Source organism: Quyinboa sediminis, from assembly GCF_042219855.1.
In the GTDB taxonomy this organism is placed as follows: domain Bacteria; phylum Bacteroidota; class Bacteroidia; order Bacteroidales; family UBA5342; genus JBHJHP01.
This window is the reverse complement of record NZ_JBHJHP010000003.1, coordinates 53,312-69,834: the sequence shown is the minus strand read 5'-3', so window position 1 is coordinate 69,834 and position 16,523 is coordinate 53,312. Positions and strand designations below refer to the sequence as shown.

15 protein-coding genes are annotated in these 16,523 nt (G+C 40.6%); 10 read left to right on the top strand and 5 right to left on the bottom strand.

The genetic code is table 11. The features are described from left to right. Positions 1 to 101 precede the first annotated feature (101 nt). Positions 102 to 458: a heavy-metal-associated domain-containing protein gene (locus ACE1EF_RS08330; protein WP_375720185.1), complete on the top strand. Its 357-nt coding sequence runs from the start codon at positions 102 to 104 to the stop codon at positions 456 to 458. A gap of 208 nt (positions 459 to 666) precedes the next feature. On the opposite strand, the gene ACE1EF_RS08325 is transcribed toward ACE1EF_RS08330, so the two are convergent. Together ACE1EF_RS08325 and ACE1EF_RS08320 are read right to left on the bottom strand one after the other, a co-directional pair. Beyond that, positions 667 to 1,017 carry a helix-turn-helix domain-containing protein gene (locus ACE1EF_RS08325; protein WP_375720184.1) on the bottom strand — a complete coding sequence of 117 codons (351 nt, stop codon included), beginning with the start codon at positions 1,015 to 1,017 and terminating at the stop codon, positions 667 to 669. A 32-nt stretch (positions 1,018 to 1,049) separates the two neighbouring features. Then, positions 1,050 to 2,156 (bottom strand): universal stress protein, encoded by a 1,107-nt coding sequence (locus ACE1EF_RS08320; protein ID WP_375720183.1) that lies wholly within the window; start codon positions 2,154 to 2,156, stop codon positions 1,050 to 1,052. Positions 2,157 to 2,292: 136 nt separating this feature from the next. Between ACE1EF_RS08320 and trmD the strand changes: the two genes are divergently transcribed. Then, positions 2,293 to 2,973 (top strand): tRNA (guanosine(37)-N1)-methyltransferase TrmD, encoded by a 681-nt coding sequence (gene trmD / locus ACE1EF_RS08315; protein WP_375720182.1) that lies wholly within the window; start codon positions 2,293 to 2,295, stop codon positions 2,971 to 2,973. On the opposite strand, the gene ACE1EF_RS08310 is transcribed toward trmD, so the two are convergent. After that, entirely contained in the window at positions 2,960 to 4,336 is a 1,377-nt protein-coding gene (locus ACE1EF_RS08310; protein WP_375720181.1) for an MATE family efflux transporter, read from the bottom strand. The genes trmD and ACE1EF_RS08310 overlap by 14 nt on opposite strands. A 136-nt stretch (positions 4,337 to 4,472) precedes the next feature. On the opposite strand from ACE1EF_RS08310, the gene ACE1EF_RS08305 reads away from it, so the two are divergent. After that, positions 4,473 to 6,869, top strand: a complete 2,397-nt coding sequence (locus ACE1EF_RS08305; protein ID WP_375720180.1) for a transglycosylase domain-containing protein — start codon at positions 4,473 to 4,475, stop codon at positions 6,867 to 6,869. Between the two features lie 3 nt (positions 6,870 to 6,872). Here the strand turns inward: ACE1EF_RS08305 and ACE1EF_RS08300 are convergent, their stop codons facing one another. Further along, entirely contained in the window at positions 6,873 to 8,156 is a 1,284-nt protein-coding gene (locus tag ACE1EF_RS08300; protein WP_375720179.1) for a M64 family metallopeptidase, read from the bottom strand. 50 nt (positions 8,157 to 8,206) lie between these two features. Here ACE1EF_RS08300 and ACE1EF_RS08295 point away from each other — a divergent pair, with 50 nt between their 5' ends. The 3 genes from ACE1EF_RS08295 (at position 8,207) to ACE1EF_RS08285 (ending at position 11,499) form a co-directional block, all read left to right on the top strand. Continuing rightward, a complete protein-coding gene (locus tag ACE1EF_RS08295; RefSeq protein ID WP_375720178.1) occupies positions 8,207 to 9,475 on the top strand; it encodes a mechanosensitive ion channel family protein in 1,269 nt (422 codons plus the stop codon). 99 nt (positions 9,476 to 9,574) lie between these two features. After that, positions 9,575 to 10,036: an Lrp/AsnC ligand binding domain-containing protein gene (locus ACE1EF_RS08290; protein ID WP_375720177.1), complete on the top strand. Its 462-nt coding sequence runs from the start codon at positions 9,575 to 9,577 to the stop codon at positions 10,034 to 10,036. An 86-nt stretch (positions 10,037 to 10,122) separates the two neighbouring features. Then, on the top strand, positions 10,123 to 11,499 hold the full coding sequence (locus tag ACE1EF_RS08285; RefSeq protein WP_375720176.1) for an MATE family efflux transporter: 1,377 nt from the start codon (positions 10,123 to 10,125) through the stop codon (positions 11,497 to 11,499). 51 nt (positions 11,500 to 11,550) lie between these two features. Here ACE1EF_RS08285 and ACE1EF_RS08280 read toward each other — a convergent pair whose 3' ends face one another. Next, positions 11,551 to 11,988 carry an Hsp20/alpha crystallin family protein gene (locus ACE1EF_RS08280; protein ID WP_375720175.1) on the bottom strand — a complete coding sequence of 146 codons (438 nt, stop codon included), beginning with the start codon at positions 11,986 to 11,988 and terminating at the stop codon, positions 11,551 to 11,553. A 321-nt stretch (positions 11,989 to 12,309) separates the two neighbouring features. Here ACE1EF_RS08280 and ACE1EF_RS08275 point away from each other — a divergent pair, with 321 nt between their 5' ends. The 4 genes from ACE1EF_RS08275 to ACE1EF_RS08260 are packed head-to-tail and all read left to right on the top strand — an operon-like array spanning position 12,310 to position 16,519. After that, positions 12,310 to 12,900, top strand: coding sequence for a TetR/AcrR family transcriptional regulator (locus ACE1EF_RS08275; protein ID WP_375720174.1), 591 nt, complete (start codon positions 12,310 to 12,312; stop codon positions 12,898 to 12,900). Continuing rightward, complete coding sequence (locus tag ACE1EF_RS08270) at positions 12,897 to 13,646, top strand: outer membrane lipoprotein-sorting protein (protein ID WP_375720173.1); 750 nt, start codon at positions 12,897 to 12,899, stop codon at positions 13,644 to 13,646. Before ACE1EF_RS08275 ends, ACE1EF_RS08270 begins: the two co-directional genes overlap by 4 nt. A gap of 19 nt (positions 13,647 to 13,665) precedes the next feature. Next, complete coding sequence (locus ACE1EF_RS08265) at positions 13,666 to 15,081, top strand: ABC transporter permease (protein WP_375720172.1); 1,416 nt, start codon at positions 13,666 to 13,668, stop codon at positions 15,079 to 15,081. A 10-nt stretch (positions 15,082 to 15,091) separates the two neighbouring features. Further along, the gene (locus ACE1EF_RS08260) at positions 15,092 to 16,519 is read left to right on the top strand and encodes an ABC transporter permease (RefSeq protein WP_375720171.1); all 1,428 of its coding nucleotides are present in this window, start codon (positions 15,092 to 15,094) and stop codon (positions 16,517 to 16,519) included. Positions 16,520 to 16,523 lie beyond the last annotated feature (4 nt).

Below are 16,523 nucleotides of genomic sequence, written 5' to 3'. Positions count from 1 at the left end.
ACAAGAATCAGGACACAAGAATCAAGATACAAGAAAAAAAGTCTTGGGTCTTATATCTTATGTCATAGGTCTATATTAATAACCAATAAAAACAAATTAATATGAAACGTAACTTTTTAATTTTAGTAGCAGTGATGTTGACTGTATCGTTAACATCATTTGCAGCAAACAAATCAGAGAAATTTAAAGTATCAGGGAATTGTGGCATGTGTGAAAAACGCATTGAAAAAGCAGCCAATGGAGTGGAAGGTGTTACTTCTGCAGACTGGAACAAGGAAACCAAAATGATGGAAGTCAAATTTGATGACAGCAAAACGGATAAGGATAAAATCCAGACAGCCATAGCCAAAGCAGGACATGATACCGGAAAGCATAAGGCAAAGGACGAAACGTATAATAACCTGCCGGCTTGTTGCAAATACGACAGGACCTGTCCGGTTGAAAAAAGTGATAAATAATCCGGCTTTTAGAAGCAATATTCATCATAAAAAGGGCTGATAAAGTCCAAATAAAATTCGCCGTAGTTGTTGTACTACGGCGAATTTCAATTTATATAGAACTCACTATTAGAAACTTAAGAAATACAACCCATTTTAATCAGGACCAATAATCTCCTGTTTAGCCTGATCCACGAATCAGCCAGCTCCCAATCTTTACGGATCCAATTCAGAATATATACTTATAACTTGCCTTGTAGTCACAGGGCATGCGTCCTACCAACTCTTTAAAGCTGGCCACGAATTCATTTTTAGAGTTAAAACCTGCCATCCGGCCAATTGCATCAATGGAAAATCCGCTGTAACAACTCTCTTCAATCATTCGTTTAGCTTCCCTGACACGCAGCTCAGTTATGAACCGGGTAAAGTCATTTCCACAATATTCAACGCACAGTTTTTTCAGATCTGTCGTTGGCATATTAAGCTTATGCGCAAGCCGTGATGGTGTGAGCGTTGGGTCCCTGTAAAGTTTGTTATCCAGTATATAATCATATACTTCCTTAAAGGTCAGGGTGTTCATAGTCCTTTATTTGTGGGTTTCAACAAAATGCATTAAGCATGAAATACCAGCAATGGAGTGTCTGTATGAAAGATCATTCTTCGGGCAATACTCGGGTTAAACATTCTGGCTATAATGTTACGCCGTTTGGTTATTAATGTTATGATATCAATATTCTTTTCTCTGATGAGTTTATCCATTGAAACCAGTAAATCATCTCCTTCCATCAGTTCGCATTCAATATTTTTACCGGCATACTTCTTGTTCAGGTAATCCTGCAACCCATTCAACTGGACTTCATCCCAAGGGTCTTCACCTTCATGTCCAAGATGAACACAATGCAGTTTAACATCATTTTTACCAATGATCCTTATAAGCTTATCAATAGCTTCCAGATCGCTATCTGCAAAACTGGTAACGTAAGCCAGTGTTTTTACCTGGCTGATATTGTTAAACGGGGTATCCTCAGGGATAGCCAGAACCGGAACTTTGGCTCTCTCTATCACCTCGGCAGTTACACTCCCTATTAAATCATCATTCTTCCGGTTTTTACCCCGGGTTCCCATCACAATAATCTGTGGACGGTATTTTTTAGCATAACTCAGAATTTCCTCTTCCGGGACACCCTCGTTTAAAATGGTTTTTGTTTTAAGATTTGGAAGAGTTCCCTCCTTCATTTGCTTTTTCAGCCTTGCATGAAGCTTATCCATATCAGTCTTTGCCTTATCCTCAATCTGCTTCAGTGTTTTATCTACATTCAAATCGTATGAGAAAGTTTCGGTATATGGCAAGGTATTGATCAGCGGACTAAAATAGGTATGCATAAGATCAATCTCTGCGCCAATGGTTTTGGCCAGACTAATGGCAAATACGCATGCATTATAGGAATATTCGGAAAAGTCTACAGGCACCAGTACCCTGTTGGGAAATTCTGGTAATTTCTCTTCCTTAAAATATACTTCATTAATACGTTCAATTATTTTCAGGGCTTTATCAAGATCCTCCTCGTCAATCCTGACCTTAACGCCACCTGAAAATGATCCCTGAATAAGGTTTATATTACTAAGATAGCATTCTATATTCTCCCTTTCGAGTTCCATTTTTATGAACTGGGCTTTTTCATAACTATGTGTGGCTACAGTGATCATTTTATCTTTCATGATGGTCCTTTTATCGTTTAAGCTCTCAGACTTAGATTAAAATTACGCATTTTTAATTTTACTATCAATTTAAATTATCTTAAAGATTTAGGGTCCATTGCCACTTGTATTTTTTATTTTTGCCAAAAACTACATCATGAGGATAGATATCATTACTGTTCTGCCTGAACTTCTGGAGAGTCCGCTCCACACTTCAATTTTAAAGCGGGCACAGGATAAAGGTCTGGTAGAATTCAATGTGGTGAACCTAAGGAATTATTCAACCAACAAGACCAAACGTGTGGATGATTATGCCTTTGGGGGCAGTGCAGGCATGGTTATTCAGATTGAACCTGTTGCAAAAGCGATAGAAGAACTTCAGGAAAAGCGTACATACGATGAAATAATCTATACTTCACCCGATGGCGAACTGCTGAACCAGAGAATGGCTAACAGCATGTCGTTATATGAAAATATCATTATTCTCTGTGGCCATTATAAAGGTATTGATCAACGCATTCGTGATCATTTTATTACCCGCGAGATTTCCATCGGTGATTATGTCCTTACAGGTGGTGAACTGGCTGCGGCCATCATATCCGATGCGGTGGTAAGACTGATACCGGGTGTTATTTCTGACGAACAATCGGCTTTGTCAGACAGTTTTCAGGATAACCTGCTGTCACCACCGGTTTATACACGCCCTGCTGAATTCCGGGGATGGAAGGTTCCGGATATCCTCCTTTCGGGTCATGAAGCAAAAATAAGTGAATGGGAATTTGAACAGTCTGTGGAACGCACAAAACGCCTCAGACCTGACCTGCTCAAAGACGAATAGATTCAGGAGAAGTGGCAGGAGCAGAAAGTTGCGTTAACCTGTGCCATTCCCTGATCATAAAAACCAACACAACAAGTGCAGATACCACATCTGAAACCGGAAAACTGAACCAGATACCGTCAAGTTGAAAATAACCGGGTAGAAAAAACAGCAATGGAATCAACACCAGTACCTGACGAAGCAGGGTCAGAAAAATTGCTGTTTTTGCATTACCAACAGCCTGAAAATAATTACCGGCTACAATCTGAAAACCAATAATGGGAAAGGTCATCGTGATGATCTTAATCGCCCTCAGTGTAATATCCAACAACAGGGGATCTTCATCATTAAAAAGCATAATAATATATTCCGGAAAAAACTGGGTAAATATCCAGGCAAATATACTCACCAGTGTGGCCGAGATCAGTGCGATACGGAGGGTCTTTTTAACCCGTGAAAAAACTTTCGCACCGAAATTGAAGCCAATAATTGGTTGAGCCGCCATGTTGATTGCAATCACAGACATAACCACAAGACTGACCACGCTGATAACAATACTTAAAGCACCAACGGCTATATCCCCGCCATACTTTATCAGCATTTTGTTGGCGAGTCCCTGAACCACACTGGAAGCAATCTGCATGGCAAAAGGTGCCATTCCTATGGCAATAATGCTTTTTGCAATGGTACGGTCGAAACGCACCAGTTCCGGCCTGAAATTGATCACACTTCTGGAACTTCTGAAGTGTATGAATACCCACGCAAATAAAACAAACATGGAAATAACGGTAGCCCATGCAGCCCCTTCAACGCCCCACTTAAAAACCATAATAAAAAGGTAATCCAACACAATATTCACCGATGCACTAAGCAACATGGAATACATGGCTATTCTTGCATTGCCCTCGCTCCGGATCATATTATTTAAAGAGTATCCGGGCATGGTAAAAAAGGTTCCAAGCAATATTATATTCAGATAGCTGTTGGCATAGTCAAGTGTCTCGGCTGTAGCGCCAAATGATTCCAGCAAGGGCTTCTTTATGAGAAAAACAACCAGTACGATAAAGGTGGAAACAATTAAAATCAATAGCAGGGTTGTCCCCAGGACCTGCTCAGCACCCTCTCTGTTTCGTTCTCCCAAACGGATGGAGACCAGTACGCCGGCACCAACGCCAATCAACATACCAAATCCCATTACAATAAGCATTACAGGAAAGATTACCCCGATAGCGGATAGTGCCAGTGATCCTACGCCCTGTCCGATAAATACCCTGTCAACAATATTATACAGTGCATTGGCAATTACACCAATGAATGCAGGCACGAAAAACCGCCACATCAGTTTGCCAATCGCTTCGTTTTCGAGTGCTTTAGTTTTGTCCATCTGAAAAATTCAGCTGCAAAGGTAAATTAATATCCCGAGCCAATAATTACAGAACAACAACGTTTTTATAAAATTGGTATTTAGAAAGTATATTTTACCTTTGCACTGATCTGTATCAGCATTAAAATTCACATTAATGAAGGAGACAAAATCCAAACAACCAACCAGTTACAAAAAATACGTACTATTATTCTGGTCGATTTTTATCCTGGGTATTGCAGCGGTTATCACACTGTTCTGGGCAATATCAAAGGGATATCTTGGTTATATTCCTCCAATCCAGGAAATTGAAAGTCCGAAAAACAAATATGAAACACAACTGATATCATCCGATAACGTTGTCCTTGGATCTATCTATTTCCAGGGGGAAAACCGGACAAAAATAAATTATAATGATCTTTCTCCATATCTCGTCAATGCACTTATATCAACAGAGGACATTCGATTTGCCAAGCATTCCGGTATCGATGCCAAAGGAATATTACGTGCTGTAACAGGCGTTGTAACAGGAAGAAATTCAGGTGGTGGCAGTACCATTACACAGCAGCTGGCAAAGCAGTTGTACACAGAAAATGCCTACAATGTGAGTTTTATAAAACGTATTTTTCAGAAACTGAATGAATATGTGATCGCAGTTCAGCTGGAACGCTTCTACACCAAGGAGGAAATCCTGACAATGTATCTGAATAAGTTCGATTTTAACAATAATGCAACGGGTATTCAGACGGCCGCAAGAGTATATTTCAATACCACGCCCAAAGATCTGAAAATAGAGGAGGCAGCTATGCTTGTGGGAATGTTGCAAAACCCCACCCTGTACAATCCTAAACGCTTTCCTGAAAAAACACAAAAAAGAAGAAATATAGTACTTGGGCAGTTAAAAAATGCCGATTATATTTCGACCGAAGAATTTGATTCACTCAAGACCTTACCCATCGTACTGGATTATCATAAGGTTGATCACAAAGTGGGGCCCATACCCTATTTCAGAGAATTTATCCGTCAGTTTATGACGGCTGAAAAGCCACTTAAAAAGAACTACAGAGGATGGGATATCAGAAGCGGCAAATACCTTGCCGACAGTATATCCTGGGCTACAAATCCGCTTTATGGCTGGTGTAATAAAAATTTCAAACCCGATGGATCAAATTACAGCCTGTATACCGATGGCTTAAAAATCTTTACAACCATCGATTCGCGCATGCAGAAATATGCCCAGCAGGCCATGTATAAACACTTATCGGAAGATGTCCAGCCGAAATTCTTCAAACAGGAAGCCAACAGTCCATATGCTCCCTACTCCGGTAAAATAGGTAGCAGTGACAAAGAACGAATAGAACGGATGCACGAATTTCTGGAACGCGCCATGCAAAATACCGACAGGTATCGCCGGTTAACAGCTGCAGGTGTTAAAAGGGATTCTATTCTTAAAATCTTTAATACACCGGTAAGTACTACCGTGTTCTCGTGGAACGGAGACATTGATACGGTAATGAGTCCTATGGACTCCATACGCTACATGAAATACTATCTGCGATCCGGCATGATGTCTATGAATCCGCTGAACGGCCATGTAAAAGTTTATGTGGGTGGCATTGATTATTCCTATTTTCAGTATGATATGGTATCACTCGGCCATCGTCAGGTTGGTTCAACCATTAAACCCTTCCTTTACACTCTGGCAATGCAGGAAGGTTACACACCATGTTCCCGTTTTCTAAATGCACCAATAACCATATATGATGATCTGGGCCGGCCATGGACGCCGGACAACAGTGACGATGACAGGTTGAACGAGATGGTTACCCTGAAGTGGGGTCTGGCTAAATCCAACAACTTTATCTCTGCCAGATTAATGAATGAGTTTAAGCCTAAAACACTGGCAGATCTGATCCATTCCATGGGCATTACAAGCAGTATTGATGCCGTACCGTCCATGTGTTTGGGAACGCCGGATTTTTCTGTTAAGGAAATGGTTAAAGCTTACGGAGTATTTGCCAACCATGGCGTTATGACCGATCCGGTATTTGTAACCCGGATTGAAGATAAGGATGGCAACATCATTGCCACTTTCTCACCTTATAAAAAAGAGGTGATCCATGAAAATACCGCATATCTGATGCTTAATCTTCTGCAGGGTGTTGTTGATACGCCCGGTGGTACTGGTGGCAGATTAAGGTTTAAGTATCATTTTAGAGGCCCTATCGGAGGTAAAACCGGAACCACACAGGATCAGTCCGATGGCTGGTTCATGGGTGTCTTGCCTAACCTGGTAACAGGAGTTTGGGTCGGTGGAGAAGAACGGTCTATTCGATTCAACAATATTACAAATGGACAGGGCGCTGAGATGGCCTTACCTATTTTCGCGCTGTATCTTAAGAGTGTATATGCCGATTCCACACTGGGTTATGATCCCATGGAAGACTTTGAAAAACCGGCCGGCTTTAATACAGAACTGGACTGTGATAAATTCACAGTACCTGCGCAGGATGAAACCGGGACAAAATCAGAATCTCCTGATAATTTCTGGTAGAATTTATTCCGCCTCTGTATAAAAATTAATGGTGCGGACTATGGCCCTTGCACAGACCGGACAGAAATCTTCGGCCTCATTGGTCTTCATCCTGCAGTCAATATACGGACGGTAAACACCTTTGGCAACATAGCCTCCTCCTTCAAATACACCAACAGTGGTATTGTACTTTTCCTTTGCAGGCGTTGGCACAGGGGTTTCAGGATCAAGCATATCCTTCCATTTACTTTCAAAATTTACAAGTGTTGTAAGATTCGGCTCCCATGGTTCAATATCAGTCGGATAAAAATCGTTATACGATACATCTGACGTATAGTATTCATCGCCCAAACCGGCAAAAGAATGGCCGAATTCATGGATAAACACCTGTTGGTTTTTCCTCCCCCTTGTTGAATTAATACTGTAAAAGTTGTAAATACCGCCCCCACCGTATTTCTCCGTATTTACCAGAATAATAATCTGATCATGTGGCACAAGGGAGGCGTAATTGCTGACATCATACAGATCATTTGTCATCAGATAACGATCACTGTAAAGCGTATTATAGGACGCATCAAGCGCCGTCTTCACATAGACATCCTGTCTCGGATCATCGGCTCCGGCCTCCTCTGAGTAAGACATTACAGCACGGATGTTAAACCTGCTCTTATTATCGGCGAAGGGTTTTGAAGTAAACAACCCATCCGCAAAATTCCGGGCATCCTTAAAAAAAAGTGATTTATCATTTTCTGTATAACCTTCTGCAATAAGAACTATATCAATACACGCTTCCGTATTTCCGCTTATTAGAATATCGCGTGTTTCAGAATCCGGAGTTTCAGAGGGACGAACAATTTCACCTTTGGGATCCAGATTAAAATTAAGCAACGTATCTGTAAGAAAACCATCGTTCCGGTGAATAAGCACAAACCTGATATCTGTTTTAGGCATTGGGGCATAAAGCGTATTCTCAAACGAGCGATCTATATTATCAGCTTCTTCAGTAGTCTGCCATTCCTGGAAAAGCGTACAAAACCCATCCGTGTAGATCAGTTTTCCGGTACTTAAATCATATATTTCGAATTTATAAGCACCTTTGCCCTGGAATTCATCGAGCCTGTTTTTTCTGCCTCCCCACTCTTTTTCTTTAAAAATCTGAGAAACAGAAGCCTTTTGTGAAGAACTGTTACCTGCCAGTAATACATCTACACGAAGAACATTTCCGGTAAAATACTCGCTATAATTCACTTCAGCACAAACAATTACACTGAATAATAACAAGAGTACCATCAGACCATTTTTTTTCATCTGTCTTTATTATAATTTTGTTTTTCACAATAATAGTAATTTTAAGTCAAATGGATATTGAATTTTATCAGAAGCTCAGCAACACAATACTCACATGGTTCACCAGTCATGGCATTGCTGAAACCACAGCAGAAACCCTCCGTACAATCAGCATCATTGCGGTGATCATCCTGCTGAGTATTGTTGTCGATTTTGTATTCAGAAAGATTATCATCTCTATTGTTGCCCGGATCATTAAGAGAACAAAAAACAAATACGATGATATTCTACTGGAACGAAAGGTATTCAGTAAGCTGGCCCATATTGCTCCTGTCCTGGTGGTATACTATCTGCTTCCGACCGCTTTTCCGGGATCCAATCTCTTTCTGTCATTCCTTGAAGATATCTGTTTTATATTCATAGCACTCAACATCTTATTTGTTCTGATTGCCTTTATTGATGCATTGCACGACATATATAACCAGTTTCCGATTTCTCAGAACAGATCCATTAAAGGTTATGTACAGTTATTTAAAATCATATTTTACATTTTCACTTTCCTGGCCATCATATCCATCCTGTTCAACATAAATATGACCCGGATATTTACCGGTATTGGTGCTCTTGCTGCGGTCCTTATCCTTGTTTTTAAAGACACCATACTGGGACTTGTTGCCAGTGTTCAGCTAAGTGGAAACGATATGGTGAAGCCGGGCGACTGGATTTCAATGCCCAAGTATAATGCCGATGGCGACGTCACAGAGATAAATCTGACAACCGTAAAAGTGCAGAACTGGGATAAAACCATATCAACAATTCCTACCTATGCCCTGGTTTCTGATTCTTTTCAGAACTGGCGTGGCATGAGTGAATCCGGCGGAAGAAGAATTAAGCGGTCCATCAATATAGACATGAGCAGTGTGATGTTTGCACCACCTGAGATGCTTAAAAAGTTTAAAACATTCCATTTGCTCAAAGACTATGTGAACGATAAAGAGAAAGAAATTGAGCAGTACAATAAAAAACTGAATATTGGCGAAAATGAAGTTTTCAACGGTCGCAGAATGACCAACCTTGGTATCTTCAGAAAATACCTGGAAAACTACCTGAAGCAACACCCTAAAATCCATCAGGAAATGACGTTCCTTGTGAGACAGCTTCAGCCTAATGAGAAAGGAATTCCCCTGGAAATTTATGTATTCAGCAATGATCAGGCATGGGCAAACTATGAAGCTATCCAGGCTGATATTTTTGACCATGTGCTGGCTATAATTCCTGAATTTGGCTTAAGGGTATTCCAGGCTCCGACCGGTTCGGATTTTAAAAACCTTAGAATCTGATATTTTTTTGGCCTTTTTGCTTACAAATTATAATTAATATATTAGATTTGTTGTTTGGAGAGTTGAATATCCATCCAATATCATAACACATATAAAACTATGGCACACCGCGAATTAGACGAACTTGACAAGAAAATATTATCTATTATCTGTGAAAATGCACGTATTCCCTTTCTTGAAGTTGCCAGGGAATGCGATGTCTCAGGTGCTGCCATTCACCAACGTATTCAACGCCTTATTAATATGGGGGTCATTAAAGGATCTGAGTTTATTCTCAATCCGGCATCTCTGGGTTATGAAACCTGCGGTTTTGTTGGCGTGTTTCTAAAAAAAGCATCTTTATTTCACAGCGTTGTTGATGAACTCAATAAAATTCCTGAAGTTGTTGAGGTGCATTATACAACCGGTAAATATGCCATGTTCCTGAAAGTTTATGCTAAAAATAACCGCCATTTGCTAAGCATTATACACGATCAGTTTCAGAATATCGAAGGGATATCGTCAACTGAAACAATCATTTCAATGGAAGAGGCTTACAGCAAACAGCCACCTATTAAATAACGTCAATTTTTCAGCCTTAATTTTATTCTTTTCCTGAAAACTCACACCTTTGCAATTTTGCAGACATAGGCAATAGTGATTCATTTATGAGAGATCTCACCAAAGGCTCTGTGAGCAAACAAATTTTTATGTTCGCCCTCCCCATGGTACTGGGGAATGTTTTCCAGCAACTCTACTCTATCGTAGACAGTATTGTTGTTGGTAAATTTATAGGAAAGGAAGCCCTTGCAGCCGTTGGATCATCATTTCCTGTAATATATGTTTTAATAGCCATGGTGATTGGTGTGGGAAGCGGTGCTTCTGTAGTCATCTCCCAGTATTTCGGTGCCAAAGAGAATGACCAGGTAAAAAGAGCTGTTTCCACTATTTTTATTTTTCTGTTTTTTGCCGCTATCATAGTCTCTGTTCTGGGTATATTACTCAGCAAACCACTCTTCAGACTGATAAATGTACCGGATAATGTTTTTGATGACGCCACCGTTTACTTCAGAATATATGTTGCAGGCCAGCTGTTTTTCTTTGGCTACAACGGGGTCACATCTGTATTAAGAGGACTCGGGGACTCAAGAACCCCGCTCTTTTTCACAATTCTTGCCACAGGTGTGAATATAACACTTGATCTTCTTTTTGTTGTAGTTTTTAAAATGGGGGTTAGTGGTGTGGCACTGGCAACCATTATTGCACACGGTACGGCGTTTATCAGTGCGGCTATCTATCTGAACCGGAAACATGAGCTTATCTCATTCAAAATCAAGGAGATGGTTTTCGACAAACTGCTGTTCCGCCAGAGTTTACGAATTGGCTTGCCGACAGGCTTCCAACAGACCTTTGTCGCATTGGGGATGGCTGCGTTAATTACAATTGTCAGTCAGTTCGGGACAAGTGTTCTGGCGGCTTACACGGTGGCCGGACGCATTGATGCCATAGCCTCAATGCCGGCCATGATTTTCGGATCAGCACTTTCTTCATTCGTAGGTCAGAATGTGGGAGCCGGAAGTATGGATCGTGTAAATAAGGGCCATGTAACGACTTTGATTATGGCAGGTGGCATATCTGTCGGGGTTTCGCTGCTGGTTATTCTCTTTGATGACCAGCTGATGCAACTGTTTACAAATTCTCCGGAAGTCGTAACGGCCGGGAAGGAATATCTACGCATAGTCTGTTCGTTTTATGTCATATTTGCAACCATGTTTACTTATCATGGCCTGTTTCGTGGTGCAGGCGACACACTTGTTCCCATGTTTATCACCCTCGCATCATTGTGGATTGCCCGCATTCCACTAGCCTGGTGGCTAAGCAGCATGTGGGGCTCAAAAGGCATCTGGTGGGCCATACCAATTGCCTGGTTCATCGGCCTGGTCCTTTCTGTGGTCTATCATCGAATGGGCACATGGCGAAAAAAGGCAGTTATACAAAAACATCGGCCGGTGATAATACCCGACATTGATATGGATCACGAATAAAAAAAAGGGTAACCGTTAAGCTACCCTTTTGTAAATCAACCAGATTATTGATTAGTTTATATTGATCTTCAGCGATTTTGGCTGTAATTCCGGTTTTTTAGGAATTTCAACATTTAAAATTCCATCGCTGAATGTTGCTTTAATCTTATCCTGATCCACTGTTTCAGGTAAGGTAAACGATCGTTTGAATTCACCATAGGAGAATTCTCTTCTGGTATAATTCTGTTCTTTGTCTTTTTTGTTTTCTTCCTTTTTACCGGCTACAGTCAGTACATTATTATCAACATCGATTGTTACATCATTTTTACTGAAACCGGGCAGTGCAAATTCAATACTGAAACCTTCCTTGTCTTCCATTACATTACATAAAGGTTTTGTAAATGCAGGTGTATCCATTTCATTACTGTTGAACATATTTTCCATTACATCGCTAAAAAAATCAGGAAATGATGCTCTTACCGGGTTGTTGTTAAATCTTACGAGTGTCATAATTTAATCCTCCTATTGTTTTTGTTTATATTCAGTTTTAATGTTTTGTCTTAGCTTTTTCAAATCTGACGCCAAATTAAAAAACCGGTAATAATTGCAATAATAAGCATGAAAACATGTCATTATGGCACTATCTCAACTCACAACCTGTCACTTAGTCCTGTTTTTTTCGGTATTTTTTAAATTGCCGTACGAAAATCATGACCGGTACAACCATTTAGAGAAAAGGTGACTCCTTATTCAAAATCAGAATTATTCCTGATTTTTTGTTATTCTTAAAAATTGCCTTTACCTTTGACCAACCGTTCAGTCAATAAAATAATGTCACCAAGAACACCGGATCAATATAAAGAGATACGTTCAGAAAAAATAAAACTGATTTCTGAAGCTGCTCTCACACTTTTTGCAGATAAAGGATATGCCAACACCAGCATCAGCATGATTGCAAAAAAAGCAGGAATATCCAAAGGACTGCTCTACAACTATTTTGAAAGTAAGGATGAGCTGCTTGAAAGCATTCTGCAGATCGGCTTTGAAGAAATCAATGAAATATACGACCTCAACAAGGATGGCGAACTTGAAATTCATGAAATGGAGTACTTTATCCGTGAAATATTCAACAGGATAAAAGCAAATACAAATTTCTGGAAACTTTATTTTCAGGTCAGTATCCAACCCGACGTAATAGACAAACTGCAGGTTAAGATGAAAGAAATGATCATCACCTTTATGCACAGCCTGATGAGGTATTTTCATAATATGGGGTTTAAAAACCCGCAGGTTGAAGCTGTAATGTTTGGGTCTTTACTGGATGGGATCACCTTTAATTATGTGCTTAACCCCGCCATGTTCCCTATTGATGAAATTGTGGAAGAGATAATTCAAAAATACTGCAAAAAGCCAGCATCATGAAACACAGCATTCTGATTATACCGGTTTTGGCCTCACTTTGCATCAACAGTTTCTCGCAGGATGCCAAAGCGATTGTAAAAAAGGCCAACGACAAAATGGAAGGGGAGAAATCCAGTTACATTGAAATGAAGATGACCATTCAGCGTCCAACGTATGAACGCACTATTGAATTTAAGAGCTGGACAGAAGGGACAGAGAATTCACTGACATACATCACCGGCCCGGCACAGGAAAAAGGACAGGCTTTTATGAAAAAAGGCAATGAGATGTGGAGTTGGAATCCTAAAATAAGCCGCTTAATTAAACTGCCACCATCCATGATGTCGCAGGGCTGGATGGGATCTGATTACACGAATGATGATATATTAAAGGAATCCTCCATCGTAGTGGATTATTCCCACAATATAATTGGTGAAGATACCATTGACAATCATGCCTGCTACAGGATAGAAATGATTCCAAATCCTGATGCGGCTGTTGTATGGGGTAAAGTAGTACAATGGATATCAAAAAAAGAATATCTGCAGATGAAAACGGAGTATTTTGATGAAGACAACTACCTGGTAAGAAGTGAACTGGCATACGACATTAAGGAAATGGACGGTCGTATTATCCCAACCCGCTTTGAGATTATTCCGGCCGACAAGGACAATCAGAAAACCGTAGTCGAACTGACAAAAATTGAATTCAACATTCCGATTCAAAACAACTTTTTCTCTCAGCAAAACATGAAACGCATCAGGTGACATTATAAAATGATCATTTATGAATGACATAATAAAACTGGCATGGCGAAATTTATGGCGAAACAGACGGCGGACCATGATTACTGCCACATCCATCTTTTTTTCAATATTTATTGCCATTGTAATGCGTTCATTTCAGCTGGGAACCTACGGCCATATGATTAAGCAAAGCATTGAATCATTCTCCGGATATCTGCAGATACAGCAGCCGGAATATTTCAACGATCCAAACATCAATCACTCTTTTACCTATACCGATACCCTGGCCGATGAAATCAACCGCATAGAGAACGTTCAGACCTCCGTACCGCGTATTGAATCGTTTGCACTGGCCTCAAACGGCACACAGTCCAAAGGGGTTATGCTGATCGGTATTTCACCAGAAAAGGAATTATTACTATCGAATCCGAAACAAAAACTGGTTCATTATCGCTTCACCCCTGATGCCGTAAACAAACTAATGCAAACAGAACAGCTCCCTGATAACCTCAAAAAAAACATTGCAAAATTTAAAAATCACTCTTATGCCACAACCTCAAGAATTGAACTTGACCTTCAGCTTTCAAAGGAAGACATCAAAAAGTACCTGCATATCATCACCGGAACCACAGCTTTCAAATCTTCCTATCTGACAGAGGAGGACAATGGAGTTTTACTTTCAGACAGATTAGCAAGATACCTGAAGGCCACTGTTGGAGATACCGTTGTACTGCTTGGTCAGGGTTATCACGGAGTAAGTGCCGCTGGCGTCTATCCGGTACGCGGGATTGTAAGTATTCCCTCTCCCGATCTGGATAATAAACTGATTTACATGAGCCTTAAAGAGGCCAATTCTTTCCTCGGGATGCAGGGAAATATAACATCACTGGCGATCAACCTAAAGGATCCTGATGAGATGAAGAAGACTCAGCTGGCTATTCAGGAAAAAATTGGTAAAAAGAATTATGTGGTTAAAAACTGGGAAGAGCTCATACCGGTCATCAAGCAACAGATAGAAGGTGACAACGTAAGCGGGCAGATCATGCTGGGCATTCTGTATGCTATAGTGTTTTTTGGCATTTTCGGAACGGTACTCATGATGGTGGCTGAACGCAAACGGGAGTTCGGCATGCTTGTAGCCATTGGCATGAAACGATCCAAACTGGCGGGAATTCTGGCCTTCGAAATGGCATTTTTGGGATTTATTGGTGCAGCATCCGGCATGCTGGCCAGTATTCCGGTTATTTTAACCGGCTATTACCATCCGGTTCAACTTGGAGGTGATATGGCAAAAATGCTGGAGGATATGGGATGGGATCCGGTGATGCCCATGGAATGGTTTGGACAATACTTTTACATGCAGGGCATCATTATCATAATTATGGTAGTTCTGGCATGCTGGTTCCCGGTAAGAAGTATCCTAAAACTGGACACCATAAAAGCATTAAGAAATTAAACAGGAAAAGATGATCTGGTCAATAGCATGGAAAAACGTATGGCGCAGTAAGCGAAGAAGCCTGGTAGTCATCATTGCAGTTACCATCGGAACCATCGCAGGCGTTTTTACTGCCGGTCTGATGAAAGGCTGGGTAGACCAACGCATCAAATCTGCCATCTTCACTGAAGTTTCACACCTTCAGATTCACAATAAAAATTATCTCATCAATGAGGAACTCAAATACACTGTGCCTCATCCGGATAAGCTCATACAGTTTTTACAGAATTCGCCGGAAGTAAAAGCTTATTCCAACAGATTAAAAATTATGGCTATGGCTTCCACCTCTTTAGGAAATACGGGGTTAAAACTTCAGGGTGTCCATCTCCGGGATGAGGAAGCTGTATCAGACATTTACCAGAAAATTCAGCCTGACGGCGGAACATTTCTGCAACCGGATCAGAAAAACAGGGTGGTGATCAGTGATAAAACAGCTGAACAGCTCAGGATTAAAACCTATACTGTAACAGATGAAGTGCTTGACAGCCTGAATAAACTGGAGGTACCACCATCTGCAATCTCAATTCTTGAAACCATAAAAGGCACCAGATATAATACAAAAAAACTGTTTCAAAGTAAGCTGGAAGAGATTTTATCAAAGAAGGATCAGAATAAATTCGGGAGGGTTATTACTGAAACATCACGGCATTACAGGCTTAGAACAAAAATTGTATTCACATTCACAGGGGAAGATGGCCAGATGGTTTATCAGGCTTTCCGTGTTTGCGGCATTTACAAAACCACAAACACCATGTTCGATCAGATGAATGCCTATGTGCGGTATGACGATCTTTTAGATTTAGCAGGTTTTAACAGTAACGTTTTTCACGAGACAGCCGTTATACTTAACAATGGTAACGATCTGAAACAGTTTAAAAATGCATTAACGGATAAATTCAGTGATCTGAGCATTCTGGATTGGAAAGAACTGGCGCCCGATGCAGGGATGCTTTCTCAGTATATGAATTTTTACTATTACATAATTATGGGATTTATCCTTTTTGCCCTGGCCTTTGGCATCATTAATACCATGTTGATGGCCATACTTGAGCGATTGAAAGAACTGGGTATGCTTCTGGCCATCGGAATGAACAAACGAAAAGTATTCAGCATGATTATGCTGGAAACCATCTTTCTAACACTGGTAGGCGCCATCGCCGGAATGATCCTTGGAGCGGTAGTTATTTATATTACAGGAAGAACAGGCATCAATCTCAGCAGTGTTGGTGAGGGTATGGAGGCCATGGGTTGGGCAGCAGTCATTTATCCGGGCATTGAATGGCATTTTTTCTTTGGCATTACCCTTATGGTAATCCTTACAGCAATCCTTTCTTCAGTTATGCCTGCGCGCAAAGCCCTTAAGCTAAAACCGGCAGATGCCTTAAGAATAGATATGTAACACC